Genomic DNA, 14,048 nt, shown 5'->3' with positions numbered 1-14,048 from the left:
TGTTCAACGGGCGTTCCGAGTGGAAGGACCGAGATGATCCGCTACATCGACGACATGCAGCTCACCGGTAAGCGCGTCTTCATCCGGGTGGACTTCAACGTTCCCCTGGAGGGCAAGCGCATCACCGACGACACCCGCATCCGCGAGGCGCTGCCGACCATCCGGCGCGCCCTGGAGATGGGCGGGAAGGTGATTCTGGCCTCCCACCTCGGGCGCCCCAAGGGTCCGGATCCGAAGCTCTCGCTGGAGCCGGTGGCCCACCGGCTCATCGAGCTGCTCGGGGCCAAGCACGAGGTCATCCTCGCCGACGACTGCGTGGGTGATGGCGTGCGCAAGCTGGTGAAGGACCTCAAGGACGGCCAGGTGCTCATGCTCGAGAACCTGCGCTTCCACAAGGAGGAGGAGGCCAACGACGACGCCTTCGCGCGTGAGCTCGCCTCCTTCGCCGACGTCTACATCAACGACGCCTTCGGCACCGCGCACCGCGCCCACGCCTCCACCGCGGGCATGGTGCCCCACGTGAAGGAGAAGGGCGCCGGCCTCCTGATGCGCAAGGAGCTGGAGTACCTCGGCGGGGTGATGAAGAACCCGGCCAAGCCCTTCGTGGCCATCCTGGGTGGCTCCAAGGTGAGCGACAAGATCAAGGTGATCGAGAGCCTGCTGCCCAAGGTGGACGCGCTGCTCATTGGCGGCGCCATGGCCTACACCTTCCTCAAGGCGCAGGGCATTGAAGTGGGCAAGAGCCGCGTGGAGGAGGACAAGCTGTCGCTGGCCACGCGCATGCTCGAGGCGGCGCAGCGGCTGAAGACGTCGCTGGTGCTGCCCGTGGACCACGTCTGCAGCACCGAGCCCACGGACAAGGGCCCCGTGCGGGAGATCACCGACCGCGCGATTCCCGCGGACCTGATGGGCCTGGACATCGGTCCCAAGACGCGGGCCATGTACTCCGAGCACATCAAGAGCGCGAAGACGGTGATCTGGAACGGCCCCATGGGCATGTTCGAGATCGAAAAGTACGCCGCGGGTACGCGCACGGTGGCCGAGTCCATGGCGCTCAACAAGGACGCCATCACGGTGGTGGGCGGTGGAGACAGCGCCGCGGCCGTGACGCAGATGGGCATTGCTCCGAAGCTGAGCCACGTGTCCACCGGTGGCGGCGCCTCGCTGGAGTTCCTCGAGGGCCGCGAGCTGCCGGGCGTGAAGGCGCTGGAGACGAAGTAGTCGGCCGTACCCAACACCACGGAGGCAGACCTCATGGCGGCACAGGCGCGACGCAAGCTCATCGCCGGCAACTGGAAGATGAACAAGACCATCCCCGAGGGGCTCGCGCTGGTGCGGGAGCTGAAGGGGCTGGTGGCCTCGCTTCCGGGAGACCGGGTGGAGCTGGCCGTGGCGCCGCCGTTCGTGTCGCTGCAGGCCGTGGCGAAGGAGCTCGAGGGCTCCGCGGTGAAGCTGGCCGCCCAGAACTGCCACTGGGAGGCCAGCGGGGCGTACACCGGCGAGGTGTCCGCGGCGATGCTGAAGGACGTGGGGTGCGCCTACGTCATCGTGGGCCACTCCGAGCGCCGGCAGTACTTCGGCGAGACGGACGAGACGGTGAACAAGAGAACCCGGGCGGTGGTGGGGGCGGGGATGACGCCCATCATCTGCGTGGGCGAGACGCTGGCCGAGCGCGAGGGCAACCGCACCCTGGAGGTGGTGGAGCGGCAGGTGGCGGGGGCGCTGAAGGGCTTCCAGGCGGCCGAGGTGGCGGGCTTCGTCCTGGCCTACGAGCCGGTGTGGGCGATTGGGACGGGCCGGACGGCCACCAGCGCCCAGGCCCAGGAGGTACACCGCGCCATCCGCGAGCAGCTCGGGCGGCTGTACGACCGGGGGACGGCGGAGCGGGTGCTCATCCAGTACGGTGGGAGCGTGAAGCCGGACAACGCGGCGGAACTGCTGGGCCAGCCGGACGTGGACGGGGCACTGGTGGGTGGGGCGAGCCTCAAGGCGGGCGACTTCTCGGCGATCGCGAAGGGCGGGGTCTGATCGCAGGAAGATTGTCACCGCCCGGCCCGTTCGGTTAGGCTGCGCGGCCTTTCATCCAGGACCGGAAAGAAGAGCTTAAAGCATGTTGACCTTCGTGACGATCGTGCACGTCGTGCTGTGCGTGTTCATGATCTTCGTCATCCTGTTGCAGCCCGGGAAGGACGCCGGCATGGGTTCGGCCCTGGGTGGCGGTGCCGCGACGAGCGCCTTCGGTGGCCGCGGCGCGACGACCTTCCTGACCAAGATCACCGGCGTCTGCGCGGCGCTGTTCTTCCTGACGTCGCTGGGCCTGTCGTTCGTGGGCATGCGCACGTCGGTGGCGGGCTCGCTGGCGAACAAGCCGGCGGCGACGCAGCCGGCTCCGGCGCAGCAGCAGGGCACGGAGCAGCTGGGTGGCGGGGCTCCTCCGGCGGGCCAGATTCCTCCGGCCAATCCGCAGGAGGCGGCGCCTCCCTCGGGTTCGGCTCCGGCGGCTCCGGGCAGCGTGGAGCAGCCGCGTCCGGCCGAGACCCCGGCTCCCGCTCCGGCGCCCGGGCAGTAGGCGGGCGGCCATCCGCGGAAGAAAGCGGATGGAGAGGCGGTTGAAAATTCGTTGTTGCAGACAGCGCGGTTCGTGGTACTAGAGGCCGCGTTGTTTCCGGGGCGACCCACTCAGTCGGGACCGAGCCGGAAATGCCCAGGTGGTGGAACTGGTAGACACACCATCTTGAGGGGGTGGCGCCGAAAGGTGTGCGGGTTCGAATCCCGCCCTGGGCACTCCGAAATGAGCCTCCGAGTCCAAGTGACTCGGGGGCTTTTTTCGTTTCTGGGGCCCTATCCTGGCCTGTCCCTGACTGGAGCTGCGGCGTGTCCACGCGTCTCGTTGGTTCGCGCCCGTCGGGCACGCGGCCTCGCCCCTGGTTGGGCGCATGGGCCCTCATCGTCCTTGTCCTCCACGCTGCGTGTGTCTCGGGTCTTCCTCGGGCGACACACCGTTTCCCTGGGGACGCGCTGTCGCCCACGGCTGTCGCGAAGGCCGAGGAGCCGGAGGGCACGGTCGCGGACGAGTGGGTTCGCCTCTCCCTGCCCACCCGATTCGGAGCGGTACGGGTGAGCGACTCCGAGCTCGATGAGGCCATGGCCACCCTGGTGCTGAACGTGCCGTTGCGGCTGGCCGACTGCCCTGTCCCGCTCTACCTCCACCGGAAGCTGGCGCTGGCCTCCGTTCCGCTCACAGGCGAGGAGTGGCGCACGCCCCTGGCCCGGTCCTACGGGAGCTTCTGCGAGCGGCAAGGTACGCCGGGCGACTGCCTCGGGTTGTTCAAGGACGGGCCGGGCCTGGATGGCGAGGACAAGCGCGACCTCGCCCTGGCGCTCTCCGTGAATGCGGCGCTGGAGGCCCGAGATGCGGAGCTGCGTAGCATGTTCTCCACGACGCAGCTGTGGCGGACGCTGAGCCTCACCCTCATCGGATACCTCGCCTTGATCGCGGCACCCGAGCCCGTTTCTAAAGGTGTGGCCGCCGCACTGGCCCTGCTCATGTGGGGTTACCTGGGCTGGGAGTTCTTCGACCTGGTTCGGGCCTGGTTCCAGCTGTGGAAGGAAGCTGCGGAGGCCAGCACGTTCGCGGAGCTGCGTGAGGCGGGGGACCGCTTCGGCAAGGTCATCGGGCCCAACAGCGTGCGGATTCTCCTCCTGCTGGGCACGGCGGCGGTGGGTGAGACGGCGGCGCTCGTGTCCAAGGCCCCGATGCTGCCCGGCTTCGCGAAAGCCGCCGGTGCGCTCGAGTCACATGCCGGCATCCGAGACGTGCTCACGGCCGTACAGGACGCGGACAAGGTGAAGGTCGCCGTGGCCGAGGGCACCTTCAGTGTTGTCCTGCCCGCCAACGTCTTGAGCATGGCGGCGCCTCGGGGCGCTCCGGCACGTGCGGCTCCTCCGGACAGGAAGAAACCGGATGTGCACCACATCGCCACCATCGAGAACACGATTGCCACCGTCCGTGGCGGGCCTTGGACGGAGAAGCTCAAGCCATTCTTCGATAAGGCGGGCATGTCGATGAAGGATCCGGCGAATACGGTCCCACTGCTCGGGCACAAGGGGCCTCACCCCCAGGAGTACCATCAATTAGTCTTTGACCACTTGAAGAAGGCGACGGCAAGGTGCCCCAATCAGCAGGAGTGCGCCGTAGCATTGAGGCAAGCGCTCCGTGAGTTGGCTGAGGAAATCACCACGAAGGGCAGCAGGCTCAACAAGCTGCTGACGACCAAAAGGTCACCGCCCTAGGAGTTCTTCATGGCGAAACGGTATTTCAGACTGGTCGACGACGTCTACACCCCGGGCCGGTGGGAACTGGGAAATCCTCTGGATGAGCGGGAGCAGGAGATTCGTACCTGGCTGTTTGAGCGGGGCGAGCCCACTCACGTCGAGGGACGAATCCGCATTCCTATCTATGCCCCTGGCAAGGCGCTCGATTTCACCTTGATGGCGGGTTCGTCGATTCCCGTGGTCCATGACAGGGTGGCGGCCGTGTTCGCCGCGCTGGCGCCCGGTGATGTGCAGCTGATTCCGGTGGAGGTGGACGGACAGAGCGAACCGTACATCCTGCTCAACATCACACGTGTCGTGAAGTGCATCGACGACGAGGCTTCCGACGAGGTGCGCTATGTGACGCCAGCGCATGGATTGCCAGACCAGATCGGAGAGTACAGGTCCGTGATCGGCATGCGGATCGATCCCACGAAGGTGGGTGATGCCCAGGTATTCCGTACTTGGGGCTGGGTAGCCATCGTTGTCTCTGAGGTCGTCAAGGAAGCTCTTGAGGACCTGGGCGCGACGGGGCCGAAGTTCAAGGAGGTCACCGGCCCCAGCACCATCAGCGCGGAGGAGCGAGCACGGGACCGGAAGAGCCGTGAGCTGCTGGAGACGGCGGCCACCGCTCGTGAGACGGCTTGGCGCACCCTGGGCTCGTTGGACGAGGATGTCTTCATGCCCATCGCCATGAGCGGGGCGTGGCCGGGCCAGCGGCAGCTCTGGAGCGTCATCCGTCGCGAGGCGGGGCGCACCCTGCTCGTCACTCATGGGCTTTCGGATCCGTTCATCGAGCGGCTGGAGCCCTCCACGGGTTTTGGCCTGGAGCTTGCCCTGGAGGTGGACGCAGCCGTGAAGGACATCTCGAAGGGGTGGCCCTTGATGCTGCTGGACCGTGTGGCGGATGAAGTCGCCGAGCACGAGCACGTGCGCGAGAGCATGAAGGCGGGCCTCTTCTCCATGGAGGTGTCCGGAAAGGGCATGCCCAAGTCCCTCGTCACCGAGGAGGGCAGGGTGGCCGTGCTGCTGGGCGTGGAGTCACGCTCGCTGCTGGGTCACTTCTCCACACCGTATGGGGAGGTGAAGCTCGTCACCGTCAAGGCGTTGTTGCCCTCGGAGCTGGCGTACCTGCTGGAGCACGGCACGGAGGGCCTGGCCGAGCTGGCACGACGCTTCGCGGAGAGCGGCGAGGAGCACCTGTCGCGTCTCAGAAGGAAGCCCGTGGCGTAGCGCGGAGTGGCGGTAGCCCCGGGCTGGTAGCGCCCTCCTCGAAGTGAATCGTTTCCAACCGCGGTCGGCTATGGCGCGAGAAACGGCAGCAGCTCTCCGGTTTTCTGCCACATCGACGACGGATAGGCCTGTGCCGAGCTGAAGCCTTTGTTCGTGAAGAAGTACTCGTACGTGGATTGGTACGACGCCTTCCAGCCGTAACCGGAATGGTCGGACTCACTCCACTCCGCTTTCGGGATGCCCATCGCCTGGAGCGCGGTGCCGAGCCACTGGTTGTAGAGGAGGCCTGCCCACAGGTAATTGCCCTCGCTGCCCGTGCTGGAGTCTCCGCTCACCTTGCGCGTGGTGTTCCGGTAGTCGCAGTAGCTGCCGGTCTTGAGGGCGCCTCCCGCGCTCCCGGCCGTCACCACCGGGACGGAGAAGGAGAAGTGGGGGGTGTTGCCGTTCTCCTGGCCCCACGCGAGCAGCGAGTCATCCAGCAGCGTTCCACCCGCGCCGTTCGAGAACCGCTCGAAACGGGAGACGAGGTCGAGGAACACCTGCGAGAAGAAGACCTGGTTGAACTGGACCACCAGCTCCTGGTTCGGCCCGGCCACGGTCGACGGATGAACGACGTTGTTGTGCCAGTCTTCACCCTGCGGGGCGCGGGTGGTGAACGTCAGGTTCTGGTTGTTCTCATCGATGCTGATGGTGGCGATGCGGCAGACGCCACAGTTCATCGCCACGGCGAGCACCTCGTTGATGAGCCGGAAGTATTCGACGTTCTTCGCGGGGTCTCCCGCGAAGGAGCCCGAGCTCTTGAGCGACAGGTTGTCGGTGGTGGGCCGCTGCGGCTCCTGACAGCCGGCGCTGGTGGTCGTCTCCAGCCGGCGCTGCAGCTCGGCGACGGCGTCGATATGCTGATCCAGTCGCGTTCGGTCCTCGGCCGAGAGCCGGCTATTGCCGTTGCGGAGCCGCCGATAGCTGTCGAGAATCTTGTCCACCACCGGTGCTCGGGTGCCGCCGGAGCCGCTGGTGCCGGCCAGCAGGATGTCGAACAGGCCGAGCGAGCTCTCCATGGAGCTGATGGAGCTCGAGGCGACCCCGGAGGAGCGGACTCCGGGGGTGTTGTAGCCCCAGCTCCCGCTCGCGGTGCCCGAGGCGGCGATGGCGACGCTTCGCTTCCGGACGGAGGCGACGCTCGGGTAGAAGGCCGGAGAGTAGGCCATCACCTGGTCGATGGTCGCCCGAGGCGAGGCGGGCCTCTGCTTGTCGAAGTCGTAATAGCCCAGCGCGGCGCCGAAGTTGTGACCCATGTACAGGGGGAAGTCGAGGCCCCGCAGGATGTTCATCTTCGAGACGAGGGTGGGCGTGAGCATCGTCGAGCGCGCGGTCAGCACCCGGCTGATGACCGCATCACCGCTCGCGTTGACCGGCGCGGCCAGCGCCCCTCGCCGGACGTCGTGGGTCGCGTAGAACAGGCTCTGCGTCAGCGCCGGGTCCCCCGGCCACATGTTCGCGCCGAAGATGGCGCCATGGGGGGTACGGAAGTGCACGAAGCACTTCGGGCGCTGGGCCGTCTGGGCCTTCGCTTCCCTCGGGCTCAGCAGCGACGGGAGCAGCGGCAACGCCAGGACGGCTCCGCCCGCGCCGCGAAGGAACATGCGGCGATCCACTCGGAAGACAGGTGTGCTGCTCACTGGAGGCTCCTCTGCTTGAACGTGGGGTGGTTGGCGAGCGTCTTCAGCATGTCGGCCATCGGCGCTCCGCTGCGTGCGGCCTTCTCCATCTCCGAGAGCAGGCAGCCATCTCGCGAGGTGGACTCCACGCGAGCATGCGAGAAGCGGAAGTACTGGAGCGCGATGCAGGACTCGAAGAGCTGGCTGTCATCAATCATCTGCGTGAGTTCGGCGGCGTTGGAGACGGCCCGCCGCTCGGCGTCGTAGACCCGCACCTCCGCCAGGGTGTCCACCGGGGGGGTGTTCGTCACGTGGCCCCGCGGGTCATACAGCCGCTCCACGCTGCGTTCCCGTCCGAGTGCATCGAACCCTTCCAGCACGAAGCCCGGCGGGTTGATGATCTGGTTATGACAGCCTCCACAACTGCCTCCGGAGGTGAGCTGGGTCACCGCCTGTCGCGTCGTCATGTCCGCGGTCGGCGAGGGAGGCCTGTCGCTGGCGTTGGGCGGTGGGGCCCCGACCTGCTGGCAGAGCAGCGCGTTCCGCACCATGTATCCTTTGTGGATGGGACGCGTCGACGCGGTTCCCGTGGCCAGCAGGGCGGCGCGTGTCAGCAGCCCGCCGCGGTTCTGGGAAGGGATGACCGGTGCTGGACCGGAGCCGCTCCAGACGGGCACACCGTAGATGGAGGCCAGGTAGGGGTCCCCCGTGTAGGACCTCCGGTCGTGGAGGAAGTTGCTCACCGAGCCCCCCGACACGATGGTCTGCCAGGCGGAGAGCTGGACGTCCTCGAACATCGCGGTGCGAGCAGCGTCCGTGGGCATCTCCTCCCCGACGAAGGCCTGATAGACCGGGTCATTCTGGAGCGCGACCAGCGACGGCAGCTCCTCGAGCCGCAGCCACTCGCTGACGAACTCGTCCAGCGAGCTTCGCAGTTGGGGACCTTGGAGCATCCGATCGAGCTGCGCAGCGAAGCCGGCCTCGGTCAGGAGCGAGCCATTGACCGCCGCGGCCCAGAGCTCGTCGTCGGGAGGCGCTTGCCAGAATTGGTAGGACAGCCTCGAGGCCAGCTCGAACGCGGAGAGCGGGCTCACCGGCTGGCTGGCGCCGGTTCCATGCTCGACCCGGTAGAGGAACCAGGGCGAGTTCAGGAGCGCGGTGATGACGTCGGCCACCGCAGCCCTGTCCACCGGAGTACTCCCCGCGATGTCCGCGAAGGCGGTGACCTCCGCCGCCGGCAGTGGATGGCGCAGGACGCGGGAGCCCCAGCCGCGGATGAAGGTCTCCAGGCAGGCCCGGTCGTTGGCGGTCTGTCCATCGCTCGCGCAGCTCCCCAGGAGGGTATTGCGGCGCGCGTTGCTGCCGGTGAGCTCCTGGGCCACGGCTTGCCCCAGGTCATACATGGCGTCGATCTGGGCCTGCTGGATGGACTGGTCCAGCCGGCTGTAGCCGCCCTTCAGGTCACCGGGAGCGGGTGTGCGTTGGTCCGTGGGGTACCGGGCGAAGGTGGGCGCTACCTTCGCCCAGATGGCGTCCGCCTCGCTCGGCAAGGCACGGGCAACGGCGAAGCGAAGCGAGTTCCCCAGTTGGGTCCGGGACAGCCTGGGCAATGGCAGGCCGACGGGGACGGCGTTCGTATCGCAGGAGAACCGCTCCGGTGCGGGGGGAATGGGCACGGACGAAGCGGGCGGAGCGGGGTCGTCTTCGCCGCCGGAGTCGTTTCCTCCGGGGACGGGTTGCTCGATGCCGCCAGAGCAGGCGATCGCTCCCGCGCAGAGAAGCAGGAGGCTCACAAGGCGTGGAGAAGTCATGCCCCCACTACGCGCCAGGCCGAAAAAACTTTCCTCCCCGTGGGGTACTATCTCGCCACCGCATGACTGCTCTGCTCAGCGCGCTGTCCCTCGTCTTCCTGGCCCAGGCCCCGGCGGTGTCCGTTTCCTTCGACCTTCGCCCCCTGTCCTCCCAGGACTACCGGCGGTGGGAAGGTGTGGAGCTGGAGCGGAAGGTGGCGCTCCGGTTGATACAGGAGGGCTTCGCGGTCGTTTCTCCGGAGAGTCCGGCGCAGCTTCGACTGCGCGCGAGCCGCACTCGCGAAGGACTGCGGCTCGAGGCAACCGGGCCGCGGCAACGGGTCGAGCAGATCGTCCGCATGGGGCGGGGCTCGCTCGCGGAGCTCCACTTGGAGATCGCACAGAAGCTGTCCGAGATGACGCGTGCGCTGAAGACCGAGCCGGAGCCGCCCCCGCCCCGGGTGGCAGCGCCCGCGCCCCAGACTGCTGGGCCCGCGCCCAAGACTGCTGGGCCCGTGCCCCAGCCTCCCGTGGGGGTGGCTTCCGCCCCACGGAGCTCGGAGCTGAACCTGAGCCTGGGCCTGGGGTCTCTCTGGCGTGGGCCCGCCGTCGACCCACACCTCCTGCTGTCCATCAGGCATGGCCTGGGGGCGTTCGGCCTCGAGGCGGAGGCGGGGCTCGGGGGGTCTCGCGGCGCGGAGCTGACCGTGCTCGAGGCGCAAGGTGGCGCCTTCTTCAGCTATCGGCTCTCCGCGTCGGAGCGTCTTCAGCTCGAACCTGGCGTGGGCGCGGGCGTCGTCCTCCACACCTACCAGCTCGCGGCCCCCTGGGTATCGGCCCGGTCCGGTACGCAGGTGTCTCCCGCGGGCTGGGCCCGGATGAAGCTCCGGTGGAGGTTCACCGAGCGCCTCGCGGCGGAGCTGCGCGTGGCCCTGGGCCTGCTGAGGCCAGTGACCCATGTGAGCGAGGGTGGAACGCTGTGGTCGCGAGGCGGCGCGAGGTTCGAAACCGGCGCCAGCTTCTCCTGGCGGCCGTAACCTTCGAGGAAAGTTTTTCCGGCGCCGATCGTAGGTGCCCTGGTAACGGATGTCGCGCGCTCTCCACTCCAAGGCCCCGCCCCCCCTGCCTGCCCGGCCCGTGTCTTTCGACACGCTCTACGAGGAGTACGCCGAGGATGTCTTCTACTGGGCCATGCGGTATGCGGCGGGCCGCTCGGGCTGGGCCGAAGACGTTACGCACGATGTCTTTCTCAAGGCCTGGGAGCACCGCGCGTGGCTGCGCGAGGAGGACGTGAGGGGCTGGCTGTTTCGCGTCACGCAGAACGTGGCACTCTCCTCCCTGCGGCGCGAGAACACGTTTAGACGGCGCGTTGCCGCCCTCCTGTTTCCGTCGCAGCGCACGGAGACGGAGTCCACGCCCGAGGCGGCCCTCGAGCGGAAAGAGGTGGTGCGCAGCGCCACGGCGGCGCTCGACCGCTTGCCGGGGCAGGAGCGCGTGGTGATGGGGTTGAAGATGCTGGATGACCTGAGCCAGCGTGAGATTGCCCAGCTCCTCTCGCTGTCGGAGGGCTACGTGTCGAAGTTGATCAGCCGCGCACAGGGCCGCCTGTCGGCCTGGGGATGGAAGGTGGACGATGGCTCCCCGTGACTTCCGCGCCGAGCTCCGGCGTGAAGACCAGCTCCGCCGCGAGCAGGGGTTGTCCCCGGCCGCCCGGGCCCGGCTGTGGTCGCGGTTGCGGGACGCGCGCGAGCCGAAGCCGGCACGGCACAAGCGTCTCGTATGGTTGATGCTCGCCGCGCCGGCAGCGGCGCTGGCCCTCGCGGTGTTTTTCTGGAGCGCTCCGTCCGCACGCTCGCTAGGGGGGCTCGAGCTCGCGCAGGCCACTCCCGGCCTGAGGGTGCGGGAAGACGCCGCGGGGGTGGAAATCCAAACGGGCGAGGCCGCCCTGGTGGACGACGCCCGAGGCCTCGCCCTTCGGAACCTGGGGCCGCTCGTCGTTCGTCGCGAGCCGTCGGGGGTGCGGCTGGTCCGCGGCCGCGCGGAGTTCTCGGTGGAGCGCCGAAAGCCAGGGGCCCTCCCCGCAGTCGTGCTCGTGTCGGGTGGGGCGATTGAGGTCATGGGCACGCGCTTCACGGTGGAGGAGCGGGAAGTGGGTGGAGCGGTCACCCTGCACGAAGGCGCGATTCTCTTCCGCCGGCTCACGGGGGAGGTGGTTCAGCTTCGGCCGGGGCAGACGTTGGGGTGGCCGGTGGAGGTGGTGTCTCCCGAGCCGGAACCGCCCCAGCCCCTGGCCACGCCTGGCCCGGTGGCCGCTTCCTCCAGCCCCCCCACCGCGGCGGCCCGTGCCCCGAGCGTGGGGGAAATCTTGCGAGAGCTGGAGGTCCTTCGCGGCCGGCACGAGTTCGAGCAAGCGGCGCGCTACCTCGAGGCGGCGATGCGCAAGCAGCCCGCGGCGACGCGGGAACGCCTCAGCTTCGAGCTGGGCTCTCTTCTCACGTACCAGCTCGAGGACGCGCAGCGCGCCTGTGCGCACTGGGCCCGCCACGAACGACAGTTCCAGCGTGGGCGCTATGCGGAGTCAGTCCAGCGTGCCCGTGAGACGCTGTCCTGCCAGGCCCGTGACGGGGAGACAGGGCGATGAGACCGGGGCGCTGGAGCGTGCTGTCGCTGGCCGCGGCGCTCACCGCCTGCGAGCCTGTCATCATCGACCATCCCCCCACCTCCAATCTGCTCGACGCCGAGACGGCGTCTCTCGAGACCGGGTTCGGACAGTGGGCCCCGTGGTTCTCGGTGAACGTCTCGAGAGCGCCCACCGCCGCGAGAGATGGCGAAGCGGGCATGCGCGTGGAGGTGACCGCGCTGTACGGCTGGGGCGTCCATTCTGACAACTGGCCGGGATTTGCCGCATCCCCGGGAGCGCACCGCGCTTCTTTCTGGGCCCGCGGGACGCCGGGACGGGCTCTGGCCGCCGAGATGCGGGTGAGCTGGCGTGATGCGCGCGGCCAGGAGTTGCGGTCGGAGGTGCTCTCCAGCCCGGTGCTTTCCTCGGAGTGGGTTCGGACTGCTCGCGAGCTGACGGCCCCGGCCGGAACGGAGCGGGTGGGGGTGGAGGTGACCGGCACCGAGGGGGCCCCGGGCGACGTCATCGAGCTGGATGTGCTGGTCGTGCAGGCATCGAGCGCGCCTTGAGTGGCTCCTGCGCCTCCAGCACGGAGCGGCGGTCGCTCCGGGCAGGCCTGCTTCTTCAGCTCACGCCTTCCAGTTGTAGCTGTCGACGAAGGTGCTCACGTTGTTCGCCACGTTGCTCACCACGGTGATGGACTGATCCGTGGCGCGGATGCGGGTGATGGTGTCCTCCATCATCTCCGTCAACGCCGTCACCGCGGTGAACAGCTGCTCGATGCCCGTGCCCTGCTGGCCCACCGCGGCGGAGATCTGCTTCACCGACGCCGCGTTGTTCTGCACCAGGTTGGACAGCTGGCGCATGTTGTGGCCGAAGGAGCGGATCTGCTCCAGGCTCTCGCCCACCTTCTCCGAGCCCTGCTCCGTCATGGTGGCCGTCGTCCGGATGGATTCGCTGATGTCCTCGAGCAGCTGCCGCACACGGTGGGTGGATTGGATGGACTGATCCGCCAGCGAGCGGATCTCCCGGGCCACCACGCCAAACCCCTTGCCGTGCTCTCCCGAGCGCACCGCCTCGATGGCGGCGTTGAGCGCCAGCATGTTCGACCGGTCCGCCAGGTCCTTCACCGTGGTGGTGATGTGGGCGATCTGCCGCGTATGCGCATCCAGCGACCGGATTCGCTCGGCCATCGCCGCCACCTGCGTGCGGATCTGCTCCAGCCCCTTCAGGCTGCCCTCGATGACCGTCTCGCCCGTCTGGGCGATGGACTCCGCCTCGATCATCTGCTGGAGGATGGTCTCGGCCCGCTTGGAGGCCAGCTGCGACGTGTCCTTGAGCTCCTGCGCCGTCACATGGGTCTCGTGCAGCGCGGCGGCCTGGCGGGTGATGGTCTCGTTCTGCTGCTGGCTCGAGCTGCCCAGCTCCCGTGCCGAGGTGCCCAACCGCTGGGCGGACTCGCCGAGCGTCTGCGTCAGCAGCTTGAGCCGCTCGAAGGCGCGGGCCGTTGCCTGCGAGAGATCACCCACCTCGTCGGTCGTCACCCATTCCGGGAAGCGGGGCTTGCCCGAGGCCAAGCCCTCGATGGCGCTCCGCACGGCGTTGGCTCCAGTCTCCAGGTGCTTGGCCACGCTCCAGGCGCCCAGTGCGGCGATACCCACCAGGAACAGGCCCACCAGCAGCAGCGGAAGGGCGAGCTGCTCGAACAGCAGGTTCACCGTCTCGCGGATCGCCACCCCCGGGTCCGGCACGGTGTAGATGCGCGCCAGCAGGTCGGTGATGTTCTCCTCGGAGATCTTCCAGATGATGACCACCGTGGTGGTGAGCGTGGTGGCCACGAACAGCCCGAAGACGAAGGGCAGGTACCAGCCATAGCGCGGCCACAGCAGACCCTGCTCCTTGAGCTCCAGGTTGGGGTACTGGGTGAACTCCGCCAGGGCCAGGGGCCGCAGCACCCGCTCGAAGGCGATGCGCGTCCACACCATGTTGAGGCTGGCCATCAGCCCGATGACGATCATGGCCACCGGCATGGCCAGCAGCCCCTTGCCGTAATAGACGCTGGGAAGCCCGGTGTAGGTGGCGGCTCCCGTCATGTAGATGAGCAGGCACCCCACCTCCAGCACTCGCGGAACCTTGAGGATCCTCGCCAGACGCGCACCGGCGCGTTCACCCGGGCGCTCGTTGAGGGCCCACCGGCAGGTGGTGGAGATGAGCGCCACGGGCAGGCCGAGCCCGAAGATCAACGCCGCGGGAGGCAGAAGCACGGCCGCCGTCCGCAAGGCCTGGTCTGGCGTGAGGCCCATGACGAGCGACACCAGCCAGACCACCACTGGCATGCAGGAGAGGCTGTTGAGTTGCTGCACCAGGAATAACTGCTTGAACAACCCGCGAGTCGACGTGTCCGGCATGCCCCCATGACGGTAGTCAGCCTGT

12 protein-coding genes and 1 tRNA gene are annotated in these 14,048 nt (G+C 68.1%); 10 read left to right on the top strand and 3 right to left on the bottom strand.

All coding sequences use genetic code 11. The features are described 5' to 3' along the window. The first annotated feature begins 33 nt into the window (after positions 1-33). The 6 genes from pgk to BO221_RS31215 all read left to right on the top strand — a co-directional run bounded on the left by pgk (position 34) and on the right by BO221_RS31215 (position 5,547). Positions 34-1,221 carry a phosphoglycerate kinase gene (gene pgk, locus BO221_RS31240; RefSeq protein ID WP_073564499.1) on the top strand — a complete coding sequence of 396 codons (1,188 nt, stop codon included), beginning with the start codon at positions 34-36 and terminating at the stop codon, positions 1,219-1,221. 33 nt (positions 1,222-1,254) lie between these two features. Beyond that, positions 1,255-2,028 carry a triose-phosphate isomerase gene (gene tpiA, locus BO221_RS31235; protein WP_043389879.1) on the top strand — a complete coding sequence of 258 codons (774 nt, stop codon included), beginning with the start codon at positions 1,255-1,257 and terminating at the stop codon, positions 2,026-2,028. Between the two features lie 82 nt (positions 2,029-2,110). Further along, complete coding sequence (gene secG / locus BO221_RS31230; RefSeq protein ID WP_073564498.1) at positions 2,111-2,569, top strand: preprotein translocase subunit SecG; 459 nt, start codon at positions 2,111-2,113, stop codon at positions 2,567-2,569. A 133-nt stretch (positions 2,570-2,702) separates the two neighbouring features. Then, positions 2,703-2,784: transfer RNA gene (locus BO221_RS31225), tRNA-Leu, on the top strand. A 333-nt stretch (positions 2,785-3,117) separates the two neighbouring features. Next, entirely contained in the window at positions 3,118-4,293 is a 1,176-nt protein-coding gene (locus BO221_RS31220) for an AHH domain-containing protein (RefSeq protein ID WP_083681635.1), read from the top strand. A 9-nt stretch (positions 4,294-4,302) separates the two neighbouring features. Continuing rightward, positions 4,303-5,547, top strand: a complete 1,245-nt coding sequence (locus BO221_RS31215; protein ID WP_073564496.1) for an imm11 family protein — start codon at positions 4,303-4,305, stop codon at positions 5,545-5,547. Between the two features lie 68 nt (positions 5,548-5,615). On the opposite strand, the gene BO221_RS31210 is transcribed toward BO221_RS31215, so the two are convergent. Next, complete coding sequence (locus BO221_RS31210) at positions 5,616-7,226, bottom strand: DUF1552 domain-containing protein (RefSeq protein WP_073564495.1); 1,611 nt, start codon at positions 7,224-7,226, stop codon at positions 5,616-5,618. Next, positions 7,223-9,016 (bottom strand): DUF1592 domain-containing protein, encoded by a 1,794-nt coding sequence (locus BO221_RS31205; protein WP_233166327.1) that lies wholly within the window; start codon positions 9,014-9,016, stop codon positions 7,223-7,225. The genes BO221_RS31210 and BO221_RS31205 overlap by 4 nt, the downstream gene beginning before the upstream one ends. Before the next feature lie 62 nt (positions 9,017-9,078). Here BO221_RS31205 and BO221_RS31200 point away from each other — a divergent pair, with 62 nt between their 5' ends. The 4 genes from BO221_RS31200 to BO221_RS31185 are packed head-to-tail and all read left to right on the top strand — an operon-like array spanning position 9,079 to position 12,184. Next, entirely contained in the window at positions 9,079-10,032 is a 954-nt protein-coding gene (locus BO221_RS31200; RefSeq protein WP_073564494.1) for a hypothetical protein, read from the top strand. 49 nt (positions 10,033-10,081) lie between these two features. Beyond that, the gene (locus BO221_RS31195; protein WP_073564493.1) at positions 10,082-10,642 is read left to right on the top strand and encodes an RNA polymerase sigma factor; all 561 of its coding nucleotides are present in this window, start codon (positions 10,082-10,084) and stop codon (positions 10,640-10,642) included. Further along, positions 10,629-11,636, top strand: coding sequence for a FecR domain-containing protein (locus BO221_RS31190; protein WP_143195786.1), 1,008 nt, complete (start codon positions 10,629-10,631; stop codon positions 11,634-11,636). Before BO221_RS31195 ends, BO221_RS31190 begins: the two co-directional genes overlap by 14 nt. Continuing rightward, positions 11,633-12,184: a hypothetical protein gene (locus tag BO221_RS31185; RefSeq protein WP_073564492.1), complete on the top strand. Its 552-nt coding sequence runs from the start codon at positions 11,633-11,635 to the stop codon at positions 12,182-12,184. The genes BO221_RS31190 and BO221_RS31185 overlap by 4 nt, the downstream gene beginning before the upstream one ends. 60 nt (positions 12,185-12,244) lie before the next feature. Here the strand turns inward: BO221_RS31185 and BO221_RS31180 are convergent, their stop codons facing one another. Next, a complete protein-coding gene (locus BO221_RS31180; protein ID WP_143195785.1) occupies positions 12,245-14,023 on the bottom strand; it encodes a methyl-accepting chemotaxis protein in 1,779 nt (592 codons plus the stop codon). Positions 14,024-14,048: the final 25 nt, after the last annotated feature.

The organism is Archangium sp. Cb G35, from assembly GCF_001896145.1.
Taxonomy (GTDB): Bacteria; Myxococcota; Myxococcia; order Myxococcales; family Myxococcaceae; genus Archangium; species Archangium violaceum.
The sequence above is the reverse complement of the archived record's forward strand: the minus strand, read 5'-3'. Positions and strand labels throughout refer to the sequence as shown.